The sequence below is a fragment of the Albimonas sp. genome (assembly GCF_055129145.1).
The window spans coordinates 13,652-28,378 of the sequence record NZ_JBSRTQ010000044.1; the positions used below are offsets into that span (position 1 = coordinate 13,652).

15 protein-coding genes are annotated in these 14,727 nt (G+C 72.7%); 7 read left to right on the top strand and 8 right to left on the bottom strand.

Annotated elements, in window-relative coordinates:
* Positions 1 to 192 precede the first annotated feature (192 nt).
* From lpxD to ACTB72_RS09295, 3 genes are all read left to right on the top strand, one after another.
* The gene (lpxD, locus tag ACTB72_RS09285) at positions 193 to 1,269 is read left to right on the top strand and encodes a UDP-3-O-(3-hydroxymyristoyl)glucosamine N-acyltransferase (protein WP_463036705.1); all 1,077 of its coding nucleotides are present in this window, start codon (positions 193 to 195) and stop codon (positions 1,267 to 1,269) included.
* A 150-nt stretch (positions 1,270 to 1,419) separates the two neighbouring features.
* Positions 1,420 to 1,701: a phosphopantetheine-binding protein gene (locus tag ACTB72_RS09290; protein WP_463036706.1), complete on the top strand. Its 282-nt coding sequence runs from the start codon at positions 1,420 to 1,422 to the stop codon at positions 1,699 to 1,701.
* A 7-nt stretch (positions 1,702 to 1,708) separates the two neighbouring features.
* Positions 1,709 to 2,944: a beta-ketoacyl-[acyl-carrier-protein] synthase family protein gene (locus ACTB72_RS09295; RefSeq protein WP_463036707.1), complete on the top strand. Its 1,236-nt coding sequence runs from the start codon at positions 1,709 to 1,711 to the stop codon at positions 2,942 to 2,944.
* 152 nt (positions 2,945 to 3,096) lie between these two features.
* Here the strand turns inward: ACTB72_RS09295 and ACTB72_RS09300 are convergent, their stop codons facing one another.
* The 5 genes from ACTB72_RS09300 to ACTB72_RS09320 all read right to left on the bottom strand — a co-directional run bounded on the left by ACTB72_RS09300 (position 3,097) and on the right by ACTB72_RS09320 (position 8,245).
* The gene (locus ACTB72_RS09300; RefSeq protein WP_463036708.1) at positions 3,097 to 3,795 is read right to left on the bottom strand and encodes an invasion associated locus B family protein; all 699 of its coding nucleotides are present in this window, start codon (positions 3,793 to 3,795) and stop codon (positions 3,097 to 3,099) included.
* A gap of 525 nt (positions 3,796 to 4,320) precedes the next feature.
* Positions 4,321 to 5,256, bottom strand: a complete 936-nt coding sequence (locus tag ACTB72_RS09305; protein ID WP_463036709.1) for a metal ABC transporter permease — start codon at positions 5,254 to 5,256, stop codon at positions 4,321 to 4,323.
* Positions 5,253 to 6,500 (bottom strand): metal ABC transporter permease, encoded by a 1,248-nt coding sequence (locus tag ACTB72_RS09310; protein WP_463036710.1) that lies wholly within the window; start codon positions 6,498 to 6,500, stop codon positions 5,253 to 5,255. The genes ACTB72_RS09305 and ACTB72_RS09310 overlap by 4 nt, the downstream gene beginning before the upstream one ends.
* Positions 6,501 to 6,503: 3 nt before the next feature.
* Complete coding sequence (locus tag ACTB72_RS09315) at positions 6,504 to 7,322, bottom strand: metal ABC transporter ATP-binding protein (protein WP_463036711.1); 819 nt, start codon at positions 7,320 to 7,322, stop codon at positions 6,504 to 6,506.
* Between the two features lie 2 nt (positions 7,323 to 7,324).
* On the bottom strand, positions 7,325 to 8,245 hold the full coding sequence (locus ACTB72_RS09320; protein WP_463036722.1) for a metal ABC transporter solute-binding protein, Zn/Mn family: 921 nt from the start codon (positions 8,243 to 8,245) through the stop codon (positions 7,325 to 7,327).
* Positions 8,246 to 8,374: 129 nt separating this feature from the next.
* Here ACTB72_RS09320 and ACTB72_RS09325 point away from each other — a divergent pair, with 129 nt between their 5' ends.
* A complete protein-coding gene (locus ACTB72_RS09325) occupies positions 8,375 to 9,466 on the top strand; it encodes an SDR family oxidoreductase (RefSeq protein WP_463036712.1) in 1,092 nt (363 codons plus the stop codon).
* Here ACTB72_RS09325 and ACTB72_RS09330 read toward each other — a convergent pair.
* Positions 9,463 to 10,320 carry a DUF2189 domain-containing protein gene (locus tag ACTB72_RS09330; RefSeq protein WP_463036713.1) on the bottom strand — a complete coding sequence of 286 codons (858 nt, stop codon included), beginning with the start codon at positions 10,318 to 10,320 and terminating at the stop codon, positions 9,463 to 9,465. The two genes, ACTB72_RS09325 and ACTB72_RS09330, sit on opposite strands and share 4 nt — an antisense overlap.
* A gap of 150 nt (positions 10,321 to 10,470) precedes the next feature.
* Positions 10,471 to 11,118, bottom strand: coding sequence for an SCO family protein (locus ACTB72_RS09335; RefSeq protein WP_463036714.1), 648 nt, complete (start codon positions 11,116 to 11,118; stop codon positions 10,471 to 10,473).
* Between the two features lie 276 nt (positions 11,119 to 11,394).
* Here ACTB72_RS09335 and ACTB72_RS09340 point away from each other — a divergent pair, with 276 nt between their 5' ends.
* The 3 genes from ACTB72_RS09340 to ACTB72_RS09350 all read left to right on the top strand — a co-directional run bounded on the left by ACTB72_RS09340 (position 11,395) and on the right by ACTB72_RS09350 (position 13,700).
* Entirely contained in the window at positions 11,395 to 11,823 is a 429-nt protein-coding gene (locus ACTB72_RS09340; protein WP_463036715.1) for a PaaI family thioesterase, read from the top strand.
* Between the two features lie 167 nt (positions 11,824 to 11,990).
* Complete coding sequence (locus ACTB72_RS09345) at positions 11,991 to 12,635, top strand: glutathione S-transferase family protein (RefSeq protein ID WP_463036716.1); 645 nt, start codon at positions 11,991 to 11,993, stop codon at positions 12,633 to 12,635.
* 87 nt (positions 12,636 to 12,722) lie between these two features.
* Complete coding sequence (locus ACTB72_RS09350; protein WP_463036717.1) at positions 12,723 to 13,700, top strand: zinc-binding metallopeptidase family protein; 978 nt, start codon at positions 12,723 to 12,725, stop codon at positions 13,698 to 13,700.
* Between the two features lie 94 nt (positions 13,701 to 13,794).
* Here ACTB72_RS09350 and ACTB72_RS09355 read toward each other — a convergent pair whose 3' ends face one another.
* Positions 13,795 to 14,616, bottom strand: coding sequence for a transglutaminase domain-containing protein (locus ACTB72_RS09355; RefSeq protein ID WP_463036718.1), 822 nt, complete (start codon positions 14,614 to 14,616; stop codon positions 13,795 to 13,797).
* Positions 14,617 to 14,727: the final 111 nt, after the last annotated feature.

Consider the following 14,727-nt stretch of genomic DNA (forward strand, 5'->3'; position numbering starts at 1 on the left):
GCGTTTCGCGTCTTGGGCCGCCGTCGCGCGTCGTCGCCCTCGGCCGGTCCCAGCGCCGCGCGGGCGCCACGGCGCCGCAGGCCATGCCTTCGCGAGCTGCTGCGCTCCGCCGCGGATCCGGGCCACTGGCCCCCGGGCGCGGGAGCGGCTAGGCAGGACGTCGTCATTTTCTCCGGCCCCCGGGAGCCCGCCATGATCCGCATCGACGCCCTCGCCGCCGCTCTCGGCCTCGACCATGCCGGAGACGGCGCCCTGACCATCGCCGGCCCGCGCCATCCCGCCGACGCGGGTCCCGATGACATCGCCATCGCCATGGATCCCTCGATGGTGCGGCTGCTGACCGAGGCCAGGACGCCCCTGCAGGCCCGCGCCGCGATCCTGCCCGAGGGGGCCGACTGGCAGGGCCTGGGCTTCGCCGCGGCGATCTTCGCGCCGCGCCCGCGCTACGCCATGGCCGGCCTGACCGGCGTCTTCCAGCACAAGCTGCACGCGCCCGAGGGCATCCATCCCAGCGCGCTGATCGACCCGACGGCGGAGATCGGCCCCGGCGCCTCCATCGGTCCCTTCGTGGTCATCGGCGCGGGCGTGCGCATCGGCGCGCGGGCCTGCATCCAGTCCCACGTGGCCATCGGCGCCGGCGCGGCGATCGGCGACGACCTGCTGCTGCATGCCGGCGTGCGCATCGGGGCCCGCGCCGTCATCGGCCACCGATTCATCTGCCAGCCGGGCGCGGTGATCGGCGGCGACGGCTTCTCCTTCGTCACGCTCGAGCCCGGCGCGGTCGAGGCGGCCAAGGCCCGCGGCGTCTCCGACATCGCCGGCGCCGCGGCCACCGTGCATGTGCGCATTCACAGCCTCGGCGCGGTGCGCATCGGCGACGACGTGGAGGTCGGGGCCAACGCCACCATCGACAACGGCACGCTGCGCGACACCACCGTCGGCGACGGCTCCAAGATCGACAACCAGGTGCAGCTCGGCCACAACGTCCAGGTCGGCAAGCATTGCCTGATCTGCGCCCAGTGCGGCGTCGCCGGCTCCACCGAGATCGGGGACCGGGTGGTGCTGGGCGGTCAGGTCGGCGTCGCCGACCATCTCAAGATCGGTCACGACAGCCTGATCGCGGCCGGTTCCGGCGTCGGCGCGCAGGTCCCGCCCCGTTCGGTGATGATGGGGATGCCGGCGGTCAAGCGCGACGAATTCTTCCGGATGACCATGGCCTTGCGCCGCCTGCCGCGCTTCATGGACAAGCTCCGCCGCGGCGACGCCTGACCCCGCCGCCGGCCGCCGCCGCCCCGACCTGCGGCGACGGTTCCCGAAAATTGCCGCTTTCCCGCGTCTTCCCGAAGAGCTAGGACACGAGCGGGGTGCTGCCGGGCGCGTGTGGCGCGCCGCCGACCTGGAAAAGCCGAGGAGCAGGGCATGACCGACGCCGCCGCCGACGACGACATCGCCCGCAGGATCATCGCGATCATCGCGGAACAGGCGGTGATGGACCCCGCCGACGTCCGGCTCGACGCGACGCCGGACGACCTCGGGGTGGACAGCCTCGGCCTGGTCGAGGCGGTGTTCGCCATCGAGGAGGCCTTCGACATCTCCATCCCCTACAACGCCAACGACCCGTCGCAGAGCGACTTCGACATCTCCGACATCCGCAGCATCGTCGTCGCCGTCAAGGCGCTGCTCGTCGAGCAGAAGGGCTGAGCGGCGCATGACGGACGCCACCCGACCGCGGGGGCGGCGCGTCGTCGTCACCGGCATGGGCGTGATCTCGTCGCTCGGCCAGGACGCGCCGACCCATCTCGCCGGCCTCGCCGAAGGCCGCTGCGGCATCGGCCCGCTGCAGATCGAGGATCTGGACCGGCTGACGGTGAAGGTCGGCGCCCAGGTGCAGGGCTTCGACGCCGAGGCGCGCTACACCCGCTCCGAAATCGCGCTCTACGACCGGACCACGCAGCTGGCGCTGGTCGCGGCGGCGGAGGCGATGGCGCAGGCCAACCTCCCCGTCGATCTCGCCCGCGACCTGCGCGCCGCGGTGGTGATCGGCGAGGCGCTGCCGGGCATGGGCTCCATCGACGACAGCTATCGCGCCGTGTTCCAGGAGGGGAAGAACCGCGTGCATCCCTTCGTGGTGCCGCGGCTGATGGCCTCCGCGCCCGCCTCCTTCATCTCGATGAAATACGGGCTGAAGGGGCCGAGCTGGTCGGTGTCGACCGCCTGTTCGTCGGCCAATCACGCGATGGGCCAGGCCTTCCAGCTGGTGCGCTCCGGCGTCAGCGATCTCGCGGTGACCGGGGGCGTCGATGCGCCGCTGACCTTCGGGGTGATGAAGGCGTGGGAGGGACTGCGGGTGATGACCCGCGACGTCTGCCGCCCGTTCTCCAAGGGCCGCGCCGGGATGGCGCTGGCCGAGGGGTCGGCGATCTACGTGCTGGAGCCGCTGGAGACGGCGCTCGCCCGCGGCGCCATCATCCTGGCCGAGATCGTGGGCGCCGGCATGTCGTCCGACGCCGGCGACATCGTGCAGCCGTCCGTCGATGGCGCGGCGCGTGCGATCCAGGGCGCGCTTGACGACGCCGGCATGGCGCCGGAAGAGGTGGGCTACGTCAACGCCCACGGCACCGGCACCGCGGCCAACGACCGGACCGAGGTCGAGGCCCTGCGCACCGTCTTCGGCGCCCATGCGGACCGGCTGCGGGTCAGCTCGACAAAGTCGATGCACGGCCATGCGCTGGGCGGGGCGGGGGCGCTGGAACTGGCGGCGGTGATCCTGGCGCTGCGCGACGGGATTGTCGCGCCCACCATCAACTACGCCGAGCCCGATCCCGACTGCGACCTCGACGTGACCCCCAACGTGGCGGCGCGGGCGGAGATCCGGGCGGCGATCTCCAACTCCTTCGCCTTCGGCGGGCTCAACGCGGTGATCGCGGCGCGCCGGGTCGACTGACCGGCCCCTGACGCAAGCCCCCCGCGGACCAAGGTCCGGGGCGGAAGCCCCTTTGATGGCAAGATTCGACAACGAAGAACGGGGCGGAGGGTGATCCCCTCCGCCCCGTTCCTTTCGCGTCCGGTCCGTCGCCAGCCCCGAAGGGGCGGGGATCAGGGCTCGAGCGAGTTGTAGGCGGCGGTGAAGCCGGTCAGCGACACGGTGGCGTCGAAGGTCGCCGGGGCGTTGTTCTGCGGCGCGACGAAGCCGAACTTGGCCACGGCGCCCTTCTTGAAGTTGGCGATGACCGCATTGGGCAGCGGCTCGCGCATCAGGCAGCCGTCGCCGAGGCAGATCGAATAGGCGGCGCGCTGGGCTTCGGCGGCGTCGATCTGCATCGACAGGCCTTCGCGCAGCAGAATGCCGAGCGGGACGCGCACGTCCAGCACCGCCTCGACCGTGCCGGCCTGGGTCTGCTGGGCGGCGATGCGGCGGATGGAGACGTCCATCACTTCGCGCCCGTCGGCGGTCTTGCCGATCTGGCGCATGATGCAGGGCTTGTCGCCGTTCAGGCAGACGATCGACCAGTCGCCATGGGTCGCGACCACCACCTGTCGCGGGGCCTGGGGCTTGGTCTCGGCCTGCGACTGGGCCGGGGCCGGCGCGGGCTCCGTCTGGGCAGGCGCGGGGGCCGGCGCGGGCGCCTCCGCCGCGGGGGCCGGCGTCGGGGCAGGGGCCTCCGCCGCGGGGGCCGGAGCCGATGGCGTCTCCGTCGTGGTCTGCGCCGCCGCGGGCAGCGCCAGGGCGGCGACCGCCGCGAGGGACAGGACGGCGTTGCGGATCAGATTGGAACGGTAGGGAATTCGATGCATGTATGCGCTTCCTGCTCGCGTTCTGGTTGGGCGCCCGTTCGGATCGGGCCCGCGTCGGTCGGCGGCGTCCGGGATCCGGCGCCGTCGGGCCGAGACCGCTTGCCTCGTCACAAGTCAGGCGCCCGGGCGTTCGGGTAGCGTTCTCGCCGCCCTAGACGACGAAATCAAGGCGGAGAGGCATGTTTTCAAGGAGGGGTGACCGCGGCCCGTAGCCTCGGCCGCCCGAAAACGCCCTGCGACAGGCCGGCGGGGCAGCGGTCCGCGCAAAAGGAAAGGACGCCCTCCCAAGCGCCCTTTCGTCCGCCGATGCGGAAATTTTTGCTTGCCTGATCTCCGCTTCGCCCGATTTTCGGGTCGTTCGCGGGTCCGGCTTTCGGTCCCTGTCGGACTGGCCGCGCCAATCGCAGAACGGACGCTAAGGCGAGTCGCACGAAGCGTCAAGTGTGGTGCGACGCTAACGTGAACATGCTGCAATTCGCAGCAAAAGGCGCCGCGGTGCAGCATTCGAGGGACGGTTGCGCGCGATCAGGCCGGCGCGCCGGCCCGGCGTCGGCGCGGGCCGTAGGCGGCGGTCAGCACCAGGATTCCGCCCGCGACCGTGGCGCTCATCCCCGCCGCGCTGACCGCGTCCGCGCGCCCGAGCCAGCCCGGTCCGTAGCCCGCCAGCACATAGCCCAGAACGGCCGAGACCGCGGCGAAGCCCATCGACCAGAGCACTTGACGCCCCAGCCGGTCGGTCAGCATCCGGGCCGAGGCCGGGGGGCATACGAACATGGCGATGACGATGATCGAGCCGACCGCGTCGAAGGCCGCCACCGCCGCCACCGCCGTCGCGGTCACCAATCCGAAGCCGATCAGCCCGGTGGGCAGGCCGATGGCCGCGGCGTGGCCGGGGTCGAAGGTGGAGAGCGCGAGCTCCTTCCAGAACAGCGCCGTCAGCACGGCCACCACCGCCAGCACCACCGCCAGCCGCGGCGCCTGCGGCGGCAGCCCGGCCAGCGCCCGGGGATCGAAGACCGACCCCCAACCGTCCGCATCGAACCAGACCAGCGATTCCAGGTTGCCGTAAAGCGCATGCTGCACGTCGATATGCACGCCCGCGGTGTCGGTCCGCTCCAGCAGCAGCACGCCGAGCGCGAAGAGCGAGGTGAAGACGACCCCCATCGCCGCCCCGCTCTCCACCTTGCCGAAGCGCTTGATGGCCTCGATCAGCGCCACGGCGACCAGCGCGGCGCCGGCCGCGCCCAGCATCATCGGCCATGCGGCGATGTCGCCGGTGACGAGGAAGGCGACCACGATGCCCGGCAGCGCGACATGGGAGATGGCGTCGCCGATCAGCGCCTGCCTGCGCAGCAGCAGGAAATTCCCGGGGATGGCGCAGGCGAGCGAGGCCAGCAGCCCGATGACCATCGGGGCGAGCGAGATCTGCACGAATTCGGGGCTGAGGATTTCGTCGATCATGCCGCGGCTCCTTCCGGTCCCCGCCAGGGCAGGTCGCCGGTCAGCGCGAGGCGACGGTCCAGCTCGGCGATCTGATCCGGGGTCAGGGTTTCGGAGATCGCGGTCAGGCCGTCATAGCGGTCGGCGACTTCGGCCTCGGCATGGAGCGCGCGGGCCAGCGTCCAGCGGGCCTCGTCCCGGCGGGCCTCGGCGGCGGCGGCGCGGCCGGCTGGCGTCGCCACGCCGTCGGCGCGGATCAGGCCACGGGCGCGCAGGAGGCGGAGCGTCAGGCGGTCATACACCGTCTCGCCGCGGGCCAGCGCCAGCAGGCCCTGGCGCAGATGGACCCGCGCCTCGAGCCGGCGGCGGCGCAGGGCGACCGACAGCAGCCCGCGGCGGGGGGAGAGGAAGAAGGAGATCAGGAACATCGCAAAGGCCACCAGAACGATCAGCGGCCCGGTGGGGAGCTTGGCGGCGGCGGCGGACATCGCCGCGCCCAGGAACCCCGCCGCGCCGCCGAGGGCGGTGGCGAGCAGGGCCAGCGTCGACACCCGGTCGGTCCAGAACCGCGCGGTCACGGGCGGAATGATCAGCAGCGCCACGATCAGGATCAGCCCGACGATTTTCAACCCGACCACCGTCACCGTCAGCCCGATGGCCATCATCGCGAGGTCGGTGCGCCAGACCGAGACGCCCGTCGCCTCCGCGTGCTCGGGGTCGAAGGCGACCAGCGTCATCGGGCGGCGCAGGGCGAAGACGAGGCCTGCGCAGATCGCACCTGCCGCGGCGATGGTCCAGGCCTCGGACCGCAGCATCCCGGCGGTGGAGCCGAGGAGGAAGGTTTCAAGCCCGGCCGCGCGGCCCGCGGGTACGGTCTGGATCACCGTCAGCAGCACGATCCCGAAGCCGAAGGCGACCGACAGAACCGCCCCGATGGCCGCATCCTCCGACAACCGCGTGCGGCGCGTCGCCAGCGTCACCAGCCCCATGCCCAGCGCGGCGGAGACCGCGGATCCCAGCATCAGCCCCGGCAGCCATCGCCCGTCGCCGCCCAAGGCGACCATCACCAGAAAGGCGCCCGCGACGCCGGGCAGGGCGGCATGGCTCGCGGCATCCGACACCAGCGCCCGCTTGCGCAGGAACAGGAACGTCCCCGCCCCGCCCGCCGCCAGCCCCAGCAGCCCCGCGCCAAGCGCCACCAGCGAGGCGTTGTAGCCGGCCTGCAGGGTGACTGCGGCGAGGAAGGCGGCGAAGGTCTCGGACATCGCTCAGCCCGCGTCGCGCATGAGCCGCGCGGTGGCGAGCTTGCCGCCATAGGCCGCCTGGAGATTGGCCTCGGTGAACGCCTCGGCCACCGTGCCTGCCGCGATGCGCGCGCCGTTGAGGATCAGCACCCGGTCGAAATAGTCGGTCACGGTGGCGAGGTCATGGTGCACGCAGGCGATGGTCCGCCCCTCGTCCTTCAGGGATTTCAGGACCTCGACCAGCACCCGCTCGGTCGCCGCATCCACGCCCGCGAAGGGCTCGTCCAGCAGATAGAGATCCGCGTCCTGGGCCAGCGCGCGGGCCAGAAACACCCGCTGCTGCTGACCGCCCGAAAGCTGGCCGATCTGACGTTCCGCGAAGGCCTCCATCCCGACCCGCGCGAGGCAGGCCCGCGCCGTGGCGCGGTGGCGCCGGCCGGGCAGGCGGAACAACCCGATCCGCCCGTAAAGCCCCATCATCACCACATCCTCGGCCAGCGCCGGGAAATCCCAGTCGACCGAGGCGCGCTGCGGCACGTAGGCCACCCGCGCGCGGGCCTTGGCGAAGGGCAGGCCGAAGACCATCGCCTCTCCGGACAGCCGCGGGATCACGCCGAGCGCGCCCTTGAGGAAGGTGGATTTGCCGGCCCCGTTCGGCCCGATGATCGCGGTCATCGTGCCCGCCGGCATGTCGGCGTCGATGGAGAACACCGCCGGCTTCTCGCCGTAGCTCACCGTCAGCCCGCGCACCGACAGCGGGTGCGGGGCGGCGGGGGCGAGCGCGACCGGGCCGGGGGTCGCGGCGACGCGGGCGGCGGCGGGGGCGGGCTGGAACAGGGCCATGGTCAGAGCCCCGCGCTCAGCCGGCCGTTCATGCCGCGCGACGGGGCGTTCCCGCCCTGGGCGCGCACGATGGCGGTGACGTTGTGGTCGATCATGCCGATATAAGTCCCCTCATAGGTCCCGTCCCGGCCCATGGCGTCGGAGAAGAGCTCCGCCCCCACCCGCACCGCATGGCCGCGCGCCGCGGCGCCCTCGATCAGGGACCGCACGTTGCGCTCGGGCACCGAGCTTTCGACGAAGACCGCGGGGATCGCGCGATCCACCAACGTGTCGACCAGCGCCTGCACCCGGGCGAGCCCGGCTTCGGATTCGGTGGAGATGCCCTGGATGCCCAGCACCTCGAACCCGTAGGCCCGGCCGAAATAGCGGAAGGCGTCATGGGCGGTGACCAGCACGCGGCGATGGTCGGGGACGGAGGCCAGCGTCTCGCGCGCATAAGCGTCGAGGGCGCGGAGGTCGGCGACGTAGGCCTCGGCCTGGGACGCGTAGTATTCCGCGCCGTCGGGGTCGACCTCGGCCAGCGCGTCGCGCATCGGGGCGGCGAGGTTCAGCCACAGGCCCGGGTCCATCCACACATGCGGATCGAAGCGGCCGGTATATTCGGGATGGGTCAGCAGGCGGTCCTCGGGCAGCGTCTCGGCCAGCGCGGGGGCGGGGCGGCGGCGGCCGAGGTCGCGCAGGAAATCCTCCATCTGCGCTTCGAGGTAGAGGCCGGACCAGGGCGCGAGGTCGGCGCGGGCGAGCCGCACGATGTCGGAGCGGGTCTGCCGGTAGGAATGCGGATCGACGCCGGGGCCCATCAGGGCGGTGGCCTCGACCCGATCGCCGCCGACCGCGCGGGCGAGATCGCCGATCATCGAGGTGGTGGCGACCACCGCGAGCGGCGCGGCGGCCCGCGCCCGGATCCCGGTCGCGGCGAGCATCGGGGCTGCGGCGAGCCCGCCGAGCAGGGCGCGGCGCGACAGGTTGCCATGCGAAAGGCCGGGGCGCGAGGTGGGAGAGGCCGGAGACCGGGCGGGCGGTCGGATCGAGGGCATGCGGGAGACCTGCAATTGAGAGGCGTTCTCAATCATCTGGTGCGGCGGCCGGTTTCGTCAAGGCGTATTCGTTGGGGCGCGAAAGCGTCGCGGGCATGGGGGCGCGGCGGGGCGGACGGGATCGGCGTCGGGTGCGGACGTCATCGGACGCCGGCGCATCCCCCCGGCGCAAGGCGCTGGCGCCCGGGCGCAAGCTGGTGTTCCATCGCCGCGCCGCCGCCAAACGCCCGAGGTCCCGCCATCGCCCTCCCAGAAAATCCGTCTCGCCGCCGCCCGCCGCCCTGGCCGCCGCGCCATGCCGCGATCACCGGCGGCTCTTCGGGCATCGGCCTGGCGCTGGCCCGCGGCCTCGCCCGCGAAGGCGCTGCGGTCAGCCTCTTCGCCCGCGACCTCGACCGGCTGGTCGACGCCCGCGAGATCCTGCTGGCCGAAACGCCGGCCCTGCACGTTTCCATCGCCGCCCTCGACGTCACCGACCCGGTCGCCGTCGCCGCCGGCCTCGCCCGGGCCGAGGCCACGCTCGGCCCCGTCGATTTCGCCGTCGCCTGCGCCGGCGCCGTGCGCGCCGCCCGGATCGAGGACCTGCCCCCCGACGTCCATGCCGACCTGATGGCGGTGAACTTCTTCGGCGCTCTCAACCTCGCCCGCCCGGCGCTCGCCGCCATGCGCGGCCGGGAGGAGGCCGAGGGCGAAGGCCCGCGCGGCGGCCGCATCCTCTTCGTGGGCTCCGCCGCCGGCCTGATGGGCCTGCCGGGCTACACCGCCTATGCGCCGGGAAAATTCGCCCTGCGCGGCCTCGCCGAATCGCTGCGGGTCGAAGCCGCGCCCGACGGCGTCGCCATCCACATCGCCCATCCGCCCGACACCGAGACCCCGATGCTGGCGGCCGAGCGGCGCGAGCGTCCGCCCGAGCTCGCCGCCCTCGCCGGAACCGCCGGCGCGTGGAAGGCGGAGGACGTGGCCGAAGCGCTGCTGCGCGGCGTGGCGCGCGGGCGCTTCGACATTCCGGTGGGGCTGACCGCCTGGGCGATGCTGCGCCTCGCGCCAGCGGTGCGGCCGCTGGTCGATCTCTGGTTCGACCGGGTGGTCGCCAAAGCCCGGCGCTAGACGGCGGCCGCCGCTTCCGCCTCAGGCTCCACCAGCCGCCCGTAAAGATGCCAGGTGGCGTGCCCCAGCACGGGCAGCGTCACCAGCAGCCCCAGAAATCCGGCAAGGATCGAGATCAGCATCGCCGCCGTCACCGCCGCCGCCCAGGCCAGCATCGGGCCGGGGTTCAGCGTCACCGCCTTGATCGAGGTGATCATCGCGGTGATGAAATCGCGGTCCCGCTCCAGCAGCAGCGGGATGGCCACGACCGTGGTGGAGAACAGCGTCAGCGCGAGGAACCCGCCCACGCCGGTCCCGACCGCGAGATAGGCGAGCCCGATCGGCGTGGTCAGCACCACGCTCAGAAACCCCGCCATGTCCGAAAAACTCATGTTCTGCAGGAACACCACCGTCAGGGTGCGGACCTGGTAGAACCATACGAAGCAGATGAAGAGCACCACGAAGGCCATCCAGCCGAGCTCCCGCCGCCGCTGCTCGAACATCACGCCCAGCACCGCGCCCCAGCGCAGCGTCTCGCCGCGCGCGAGCCTGCGCGACACATCGTAGAGCCCGACGGCGACGAAGGGGCCGACCAGAGGGAAGGCGAGCGCGATGGGCAGGATCAGCCAGGGCGCCTCCGCCACCATCGCCAGCCAGTAGAACAGCCAGCCGCCGGCCGCGTAGATCCCGCCGAAGAACAGCCCGAAGGCCGGGGCCCGGCGGAAATCCGCGGCGCCGGCGCGCAGGGCGGCGGCGAGGTCGTCGAACCCGATCCGCCGCACCGCCGGCATTTTCCGCAGGGCGGGCGCGCGGGCCGCCTGGGGAATGTTCGCGTCCGCCGCGGGGGCGGGCGAAGGGCGCTCTGCGTCGGTCATCCAGGGTCTCCCGTTCGGCCGTCTGACGTAGCGCCCATATCGCCTGCGTTACGCGGGCTCCGCCTTGACCTCGATCAAGCGGCCAGAGCAGGTGGGCGGCCAGAGCAGGTGGGCGGCCAGAGCAGGTGGGCGGCCAGATCAGGTGGGCGGTCAGAGCAGGTGGGCGACGATCTCGGCCAGCCTTCGCGGCTCCATCAGCGGCGGCAGGGCGGCGAGCACGCGCCCATCCGGTCCCATCAGATACAAGAGCCCGCCATGGATCCAGATCGGCGCGCCGTCGGGCAGCGTGCCCACCTGCTCCAGCCGCACCCCGAAGGCGTCGCGCAGGTCGGCCAGCGCCTGCGGGTCGCCGGTCAGGCCCTGCATCCGCGGGTGCCAGCGCGCCAGCGCCGGGCCCATGGGGCCGGGGCGGTCATGCTCGGGGTCGATCGAGGCGACGATGGGCGTGACGTCGAGGCCTGCGTCCTCGAGCATGTTCGCCGCGCCGGCGATGCGGGGCAGGGCGGCGGAGCAGAGCGAGGTGTCGACGATATAGCCGAAGAACAGCAGCCAGGGTCGTCCCTCGAGGTCCTTCAGGCGGATTTCGGCGCCGTCCTGATCGGTCAGGCGGAAGTCCGGCGCGACCTCGGGCGGGACGGGGGCGTCTGCGGGCAGCGCGGCCTGCGCCTCGGCGAGGCTCTGCGCCCCCCGCTCGCGCAGGGCGGCGAGGCGGGCGGCGCTCTGGTCGGCGGCCGCCGTGGGGGGCGTCGCGGCGCCGGCCTGGGACGCGATGGCCGGGGGCGCGACGCCGAGCGCCATCGCCGACAACGCCGCCAACGCCGCCCGCCGCCTGCGCCGGGGCGCAAGGAGATGGAGCGGTGTGGCGCGGGCGCGAGGCATGGGAACGGTCCAAGGCGAGAGGGACGGAAGCCCGAGACTCGCACAAGCCGCGCCCGCTGGGAAGCGGCGCCGCGCATGTCCTCGATCCCGGGTCCCGACCCCGGTCCCCGCAAGCCGCGCTTGCGCGTCGGGCGCCCCTGGGGCAGGTTGCCCCGGCCCGCCAGGCGGACACTTGTCAGGATCAGGAGCGCCCGCATGGAACCGCCCGAAGGTTTTCACCCTCATTTCCGCCGGAGCCCGGTGACCGCGCCCTGGGAGCCGCTCTATTCCCGCCTCGATCCCGACGCCGTGCGCCTCGGCCTCTGGCTGCGCGAGCCGCATTGCAACTCCCGCGGATTCGCCCATGGCGGGGTGATCGCGGCGCTGGCCGACAACGCCATGGGAATGAGTTACGGCCGGGCGCTCGACGCGCGCGCCGAATCGGTGGGGGAGGACCGCGCCGAAGCCCGCGCGGTCACGGTGTCGCTGACCCTCGACTACGTCGCTTCGGGCCGGATCGGCGAGTGGCTGGAGGTGCGCCCCCGCGTGATCCGCGCCGGCCGCCGCCTGGGCTTCGTCGATGCGCTGGTGATGGCTGGCGACCGTGTGGCGGCGCGGGCGTCGGCCACGTTCAGCCTGGTCTGACGGCCGGCCCTGCGCGCCTGCCGAAAACGCCGGCGCATGGCCGAGCTGGCCCGTCCCGTCCCCCTCCCGTCCCCGTCCCGGCTTGACGCGGGGCGCGGCGGGTGCAGTGGTTCGGGCCAGCCCCGCTTCCCCCGCGCGCCTGCGCGAAACCGACCGGACCCGACCCCATGCTCACGCTCCATTCCATGCCCGGCGCCTGCTCGCTCGCCTCCACCATCGCCCTGCATGAGGCGGGGGCCGAGTTCGTGCTGGCGCGCGTCGACTTCATGGCCGCCCAGCAGCGCACGCCCGAATATCTGGCGATCAACCCCAAGGGCCGCGTGCCGGCGCTCGCCACCGACCACGGCGTGCTGACCGAAACGCCGGCGATCCTGCGCTGGATCGGCGCGGCCTATCCGGACGCGGCGCTGATCCCCGCCGCGCCCTGGGACGCGGCCCGCATGGACAGCCTGATGTCCTTCATTTGCTCCACCCTCCATGTCGCCCACGCCCACAAGGGCCGCGGCGCGCGTTGGGCGGACGAGGCGTCGTCGCATGAGGACATGCGCCGCAAGGTGCCCGAGACCGTCGGGGCCGCCTTCCGCCATATAGAAGTCGAGATTTTCGCAGAGGCTCCCATCGGATCCTGGGCGATGGGCGATGGATATTCGCTTGCCGACCCCTACCTCTACACCGTCGCCCGTTGGATGGAGGGCGACGACCTCGACCTCGCCGACTTCCCCAAGGTCGCCGCCCACCGCGCCCGGATGGAGACCCGGTCCGCGGTCGTCGCGGCGCTGGCGGCGGAGGGGCTCGCCCCGCTTTCCGCCTGACCGGACGGGCGCCCGCCGTGGGGCGTGCGCCCCCGGCGGGCGACCCTGACCGAGCCGTCCGACCGCGGCGGCTCCACGGAGACCGAAATGCGCCTTTTCGCCTGCCCCGCCTGCGGGGACGTGATCTATTTCCCCAATCTCGCCTGCCCCTGCGGGGCGGAGCTGGCCTTCGATCCCGACCTGGCGGGCTTCGTCGCGCTGGCCGAGGTGCAGCCCTGCGCCAACCGGGAGGTGATCGGCTGCAACTGGCGGGCCGACGGCGACGGGCCCGGCGCGTTCTGCCGGTCGTGCATGATGACCAACGTGGCCCCGGACCCCAAGGCCCCCGGCGCGCTGGAACAATGGGCCGAGGCCGAGGCCGCCAAACGCTGGGTGCTGTGCAACCTCGCCCGCTGGGGCTGGTTCGGCCCCGACGACGCGGGCCCCCGTCCGGTGTTCCACCTGCTGGCCGAGGAGACCCGCCACGGCCCCGCCGACGTGATCATGGGCCATGCCGACGGCGTGGTGACCATCAACCTCGCCGAAGCCGACGTGGCCGAGCGGGTGCGCCGGCGCGAGGATCTGGGCGAGCCCTACCGGACCCTGCCGGGCCATTTCCGCCATGAGCTGGCGCATTTCCTGCAGATGCGGCTGGTGAAAAACGCGGAATTCGCCGAGGCGTTCCGGGCGCTGCTGGGCGACGAGCGCGCCGATTACGGCGCGGCGCTGGCCGTGCATTACGAGAACGGCCCGCCGTCGGACTGGCCGGAGCGGTTCGTGTCGTCCTACGCGTCCTGCCATCCGCACGAGGACTGGGCGGAGAGCACGGCGCATATCCTGCACCTGACCGACATCGCCGACAGCTTCGAGGCGGCCGGGCTCTCGGCCCCCGCCATGCCCGAGGGCTACGACGCCTATGCGGAGCCGGATGCGGCGGTGCTGATCGCGCGGGCCTGCGAGCTCGGCCTGGCGCTCAATCACGTCAACCGGGCGATGGGGCAGCCGGATCTCTACCCGTTCGTGCTGCCCGAGCCCGCGCGCGAGAAGCTGGCCTTCGTGCACCAGTGGATCCGCACGCCGGGCTGAGGCGCGGGGCTCCCTGAAGGGGCGCGCCCCACATGAAAACGCCGCCCGTCGCGATGACGGGCGGCGTTTTCCGTTCTCGGGCGGCCTGCGCCCGTCAGGCGATCATCGGGTCCGACAGCGGGTCGATCCACACCGCGAACTCGGCGAGGTTGGCGGGCCCGAAGCTTTGCGTCAGGGGCACGTCGGCGGCGTCTCGGCCGCGCGCGATCAGCACCCGGCCGATGCGGGGCTTGAGGTTGCGCGGGTCGAAGACATGCCACTTGCCGCCCAGCCAGACCTCCATATAGGCCGCGAAATCCATCGGCGCGTAGGGCGGGGCCTCGCCCACATCCGACACGATGCCGTTGCAGTAGCGCGCCGGGATGTTGAGGCAGCGGCAGAAGGCGACGCCCAGATGGGCGAAGTCGCGGCACACGCCCACGCCCTCGGTATAGGCCTCCCAGGCGGTGCGGGTCGGGCGGGCGTGCTGGTAGCCGAAGGTGATGTGGCCGTTGACGAATTCGCACACCGCCTGCACCCGCTCCCAGCCCGGCTTGGTGTGCGAGAACAGCCGCCATGCCTCGTCCATCAGCCGGTCGGTGTCGCAATAGCGCGAGCCGAGCAGGAACTGGATGGTCTCGGCCGGCAGATCCTCGACCGCGGATTGCTGCGCGTCGCGGTCCTGCGGATCGGGCTGGCCGTCGTCATGGATGATCCCGTCGGTGGAGATCACCACCCGGCCCGCGGGCGCGACGAAGCGCGCGCACCAGTTGCCGAAGCCGTCGCGATAGCTCTCGACCGGGACCGCGGGAGATATGCGCAGCCGGTCGGGCTGCTCCAGCCAGCTCTCACGCGACGGGTGCACGTTGAGCAGCGCGATGATGGGCGTGGGCGCGGCCAGATCATAGGCGATCCGGCAACCGAGGCGCAGGCGCATGGGTCGCCCTCCTGTTTGGATGCGCCGTCCGCGAGGCGGAACTCAGCGCATCGACCGAGCATGCTCGGCCGTGCGGCGGCGCCGCAAGCCTGCGGCGCGCGCGGGGCCCGC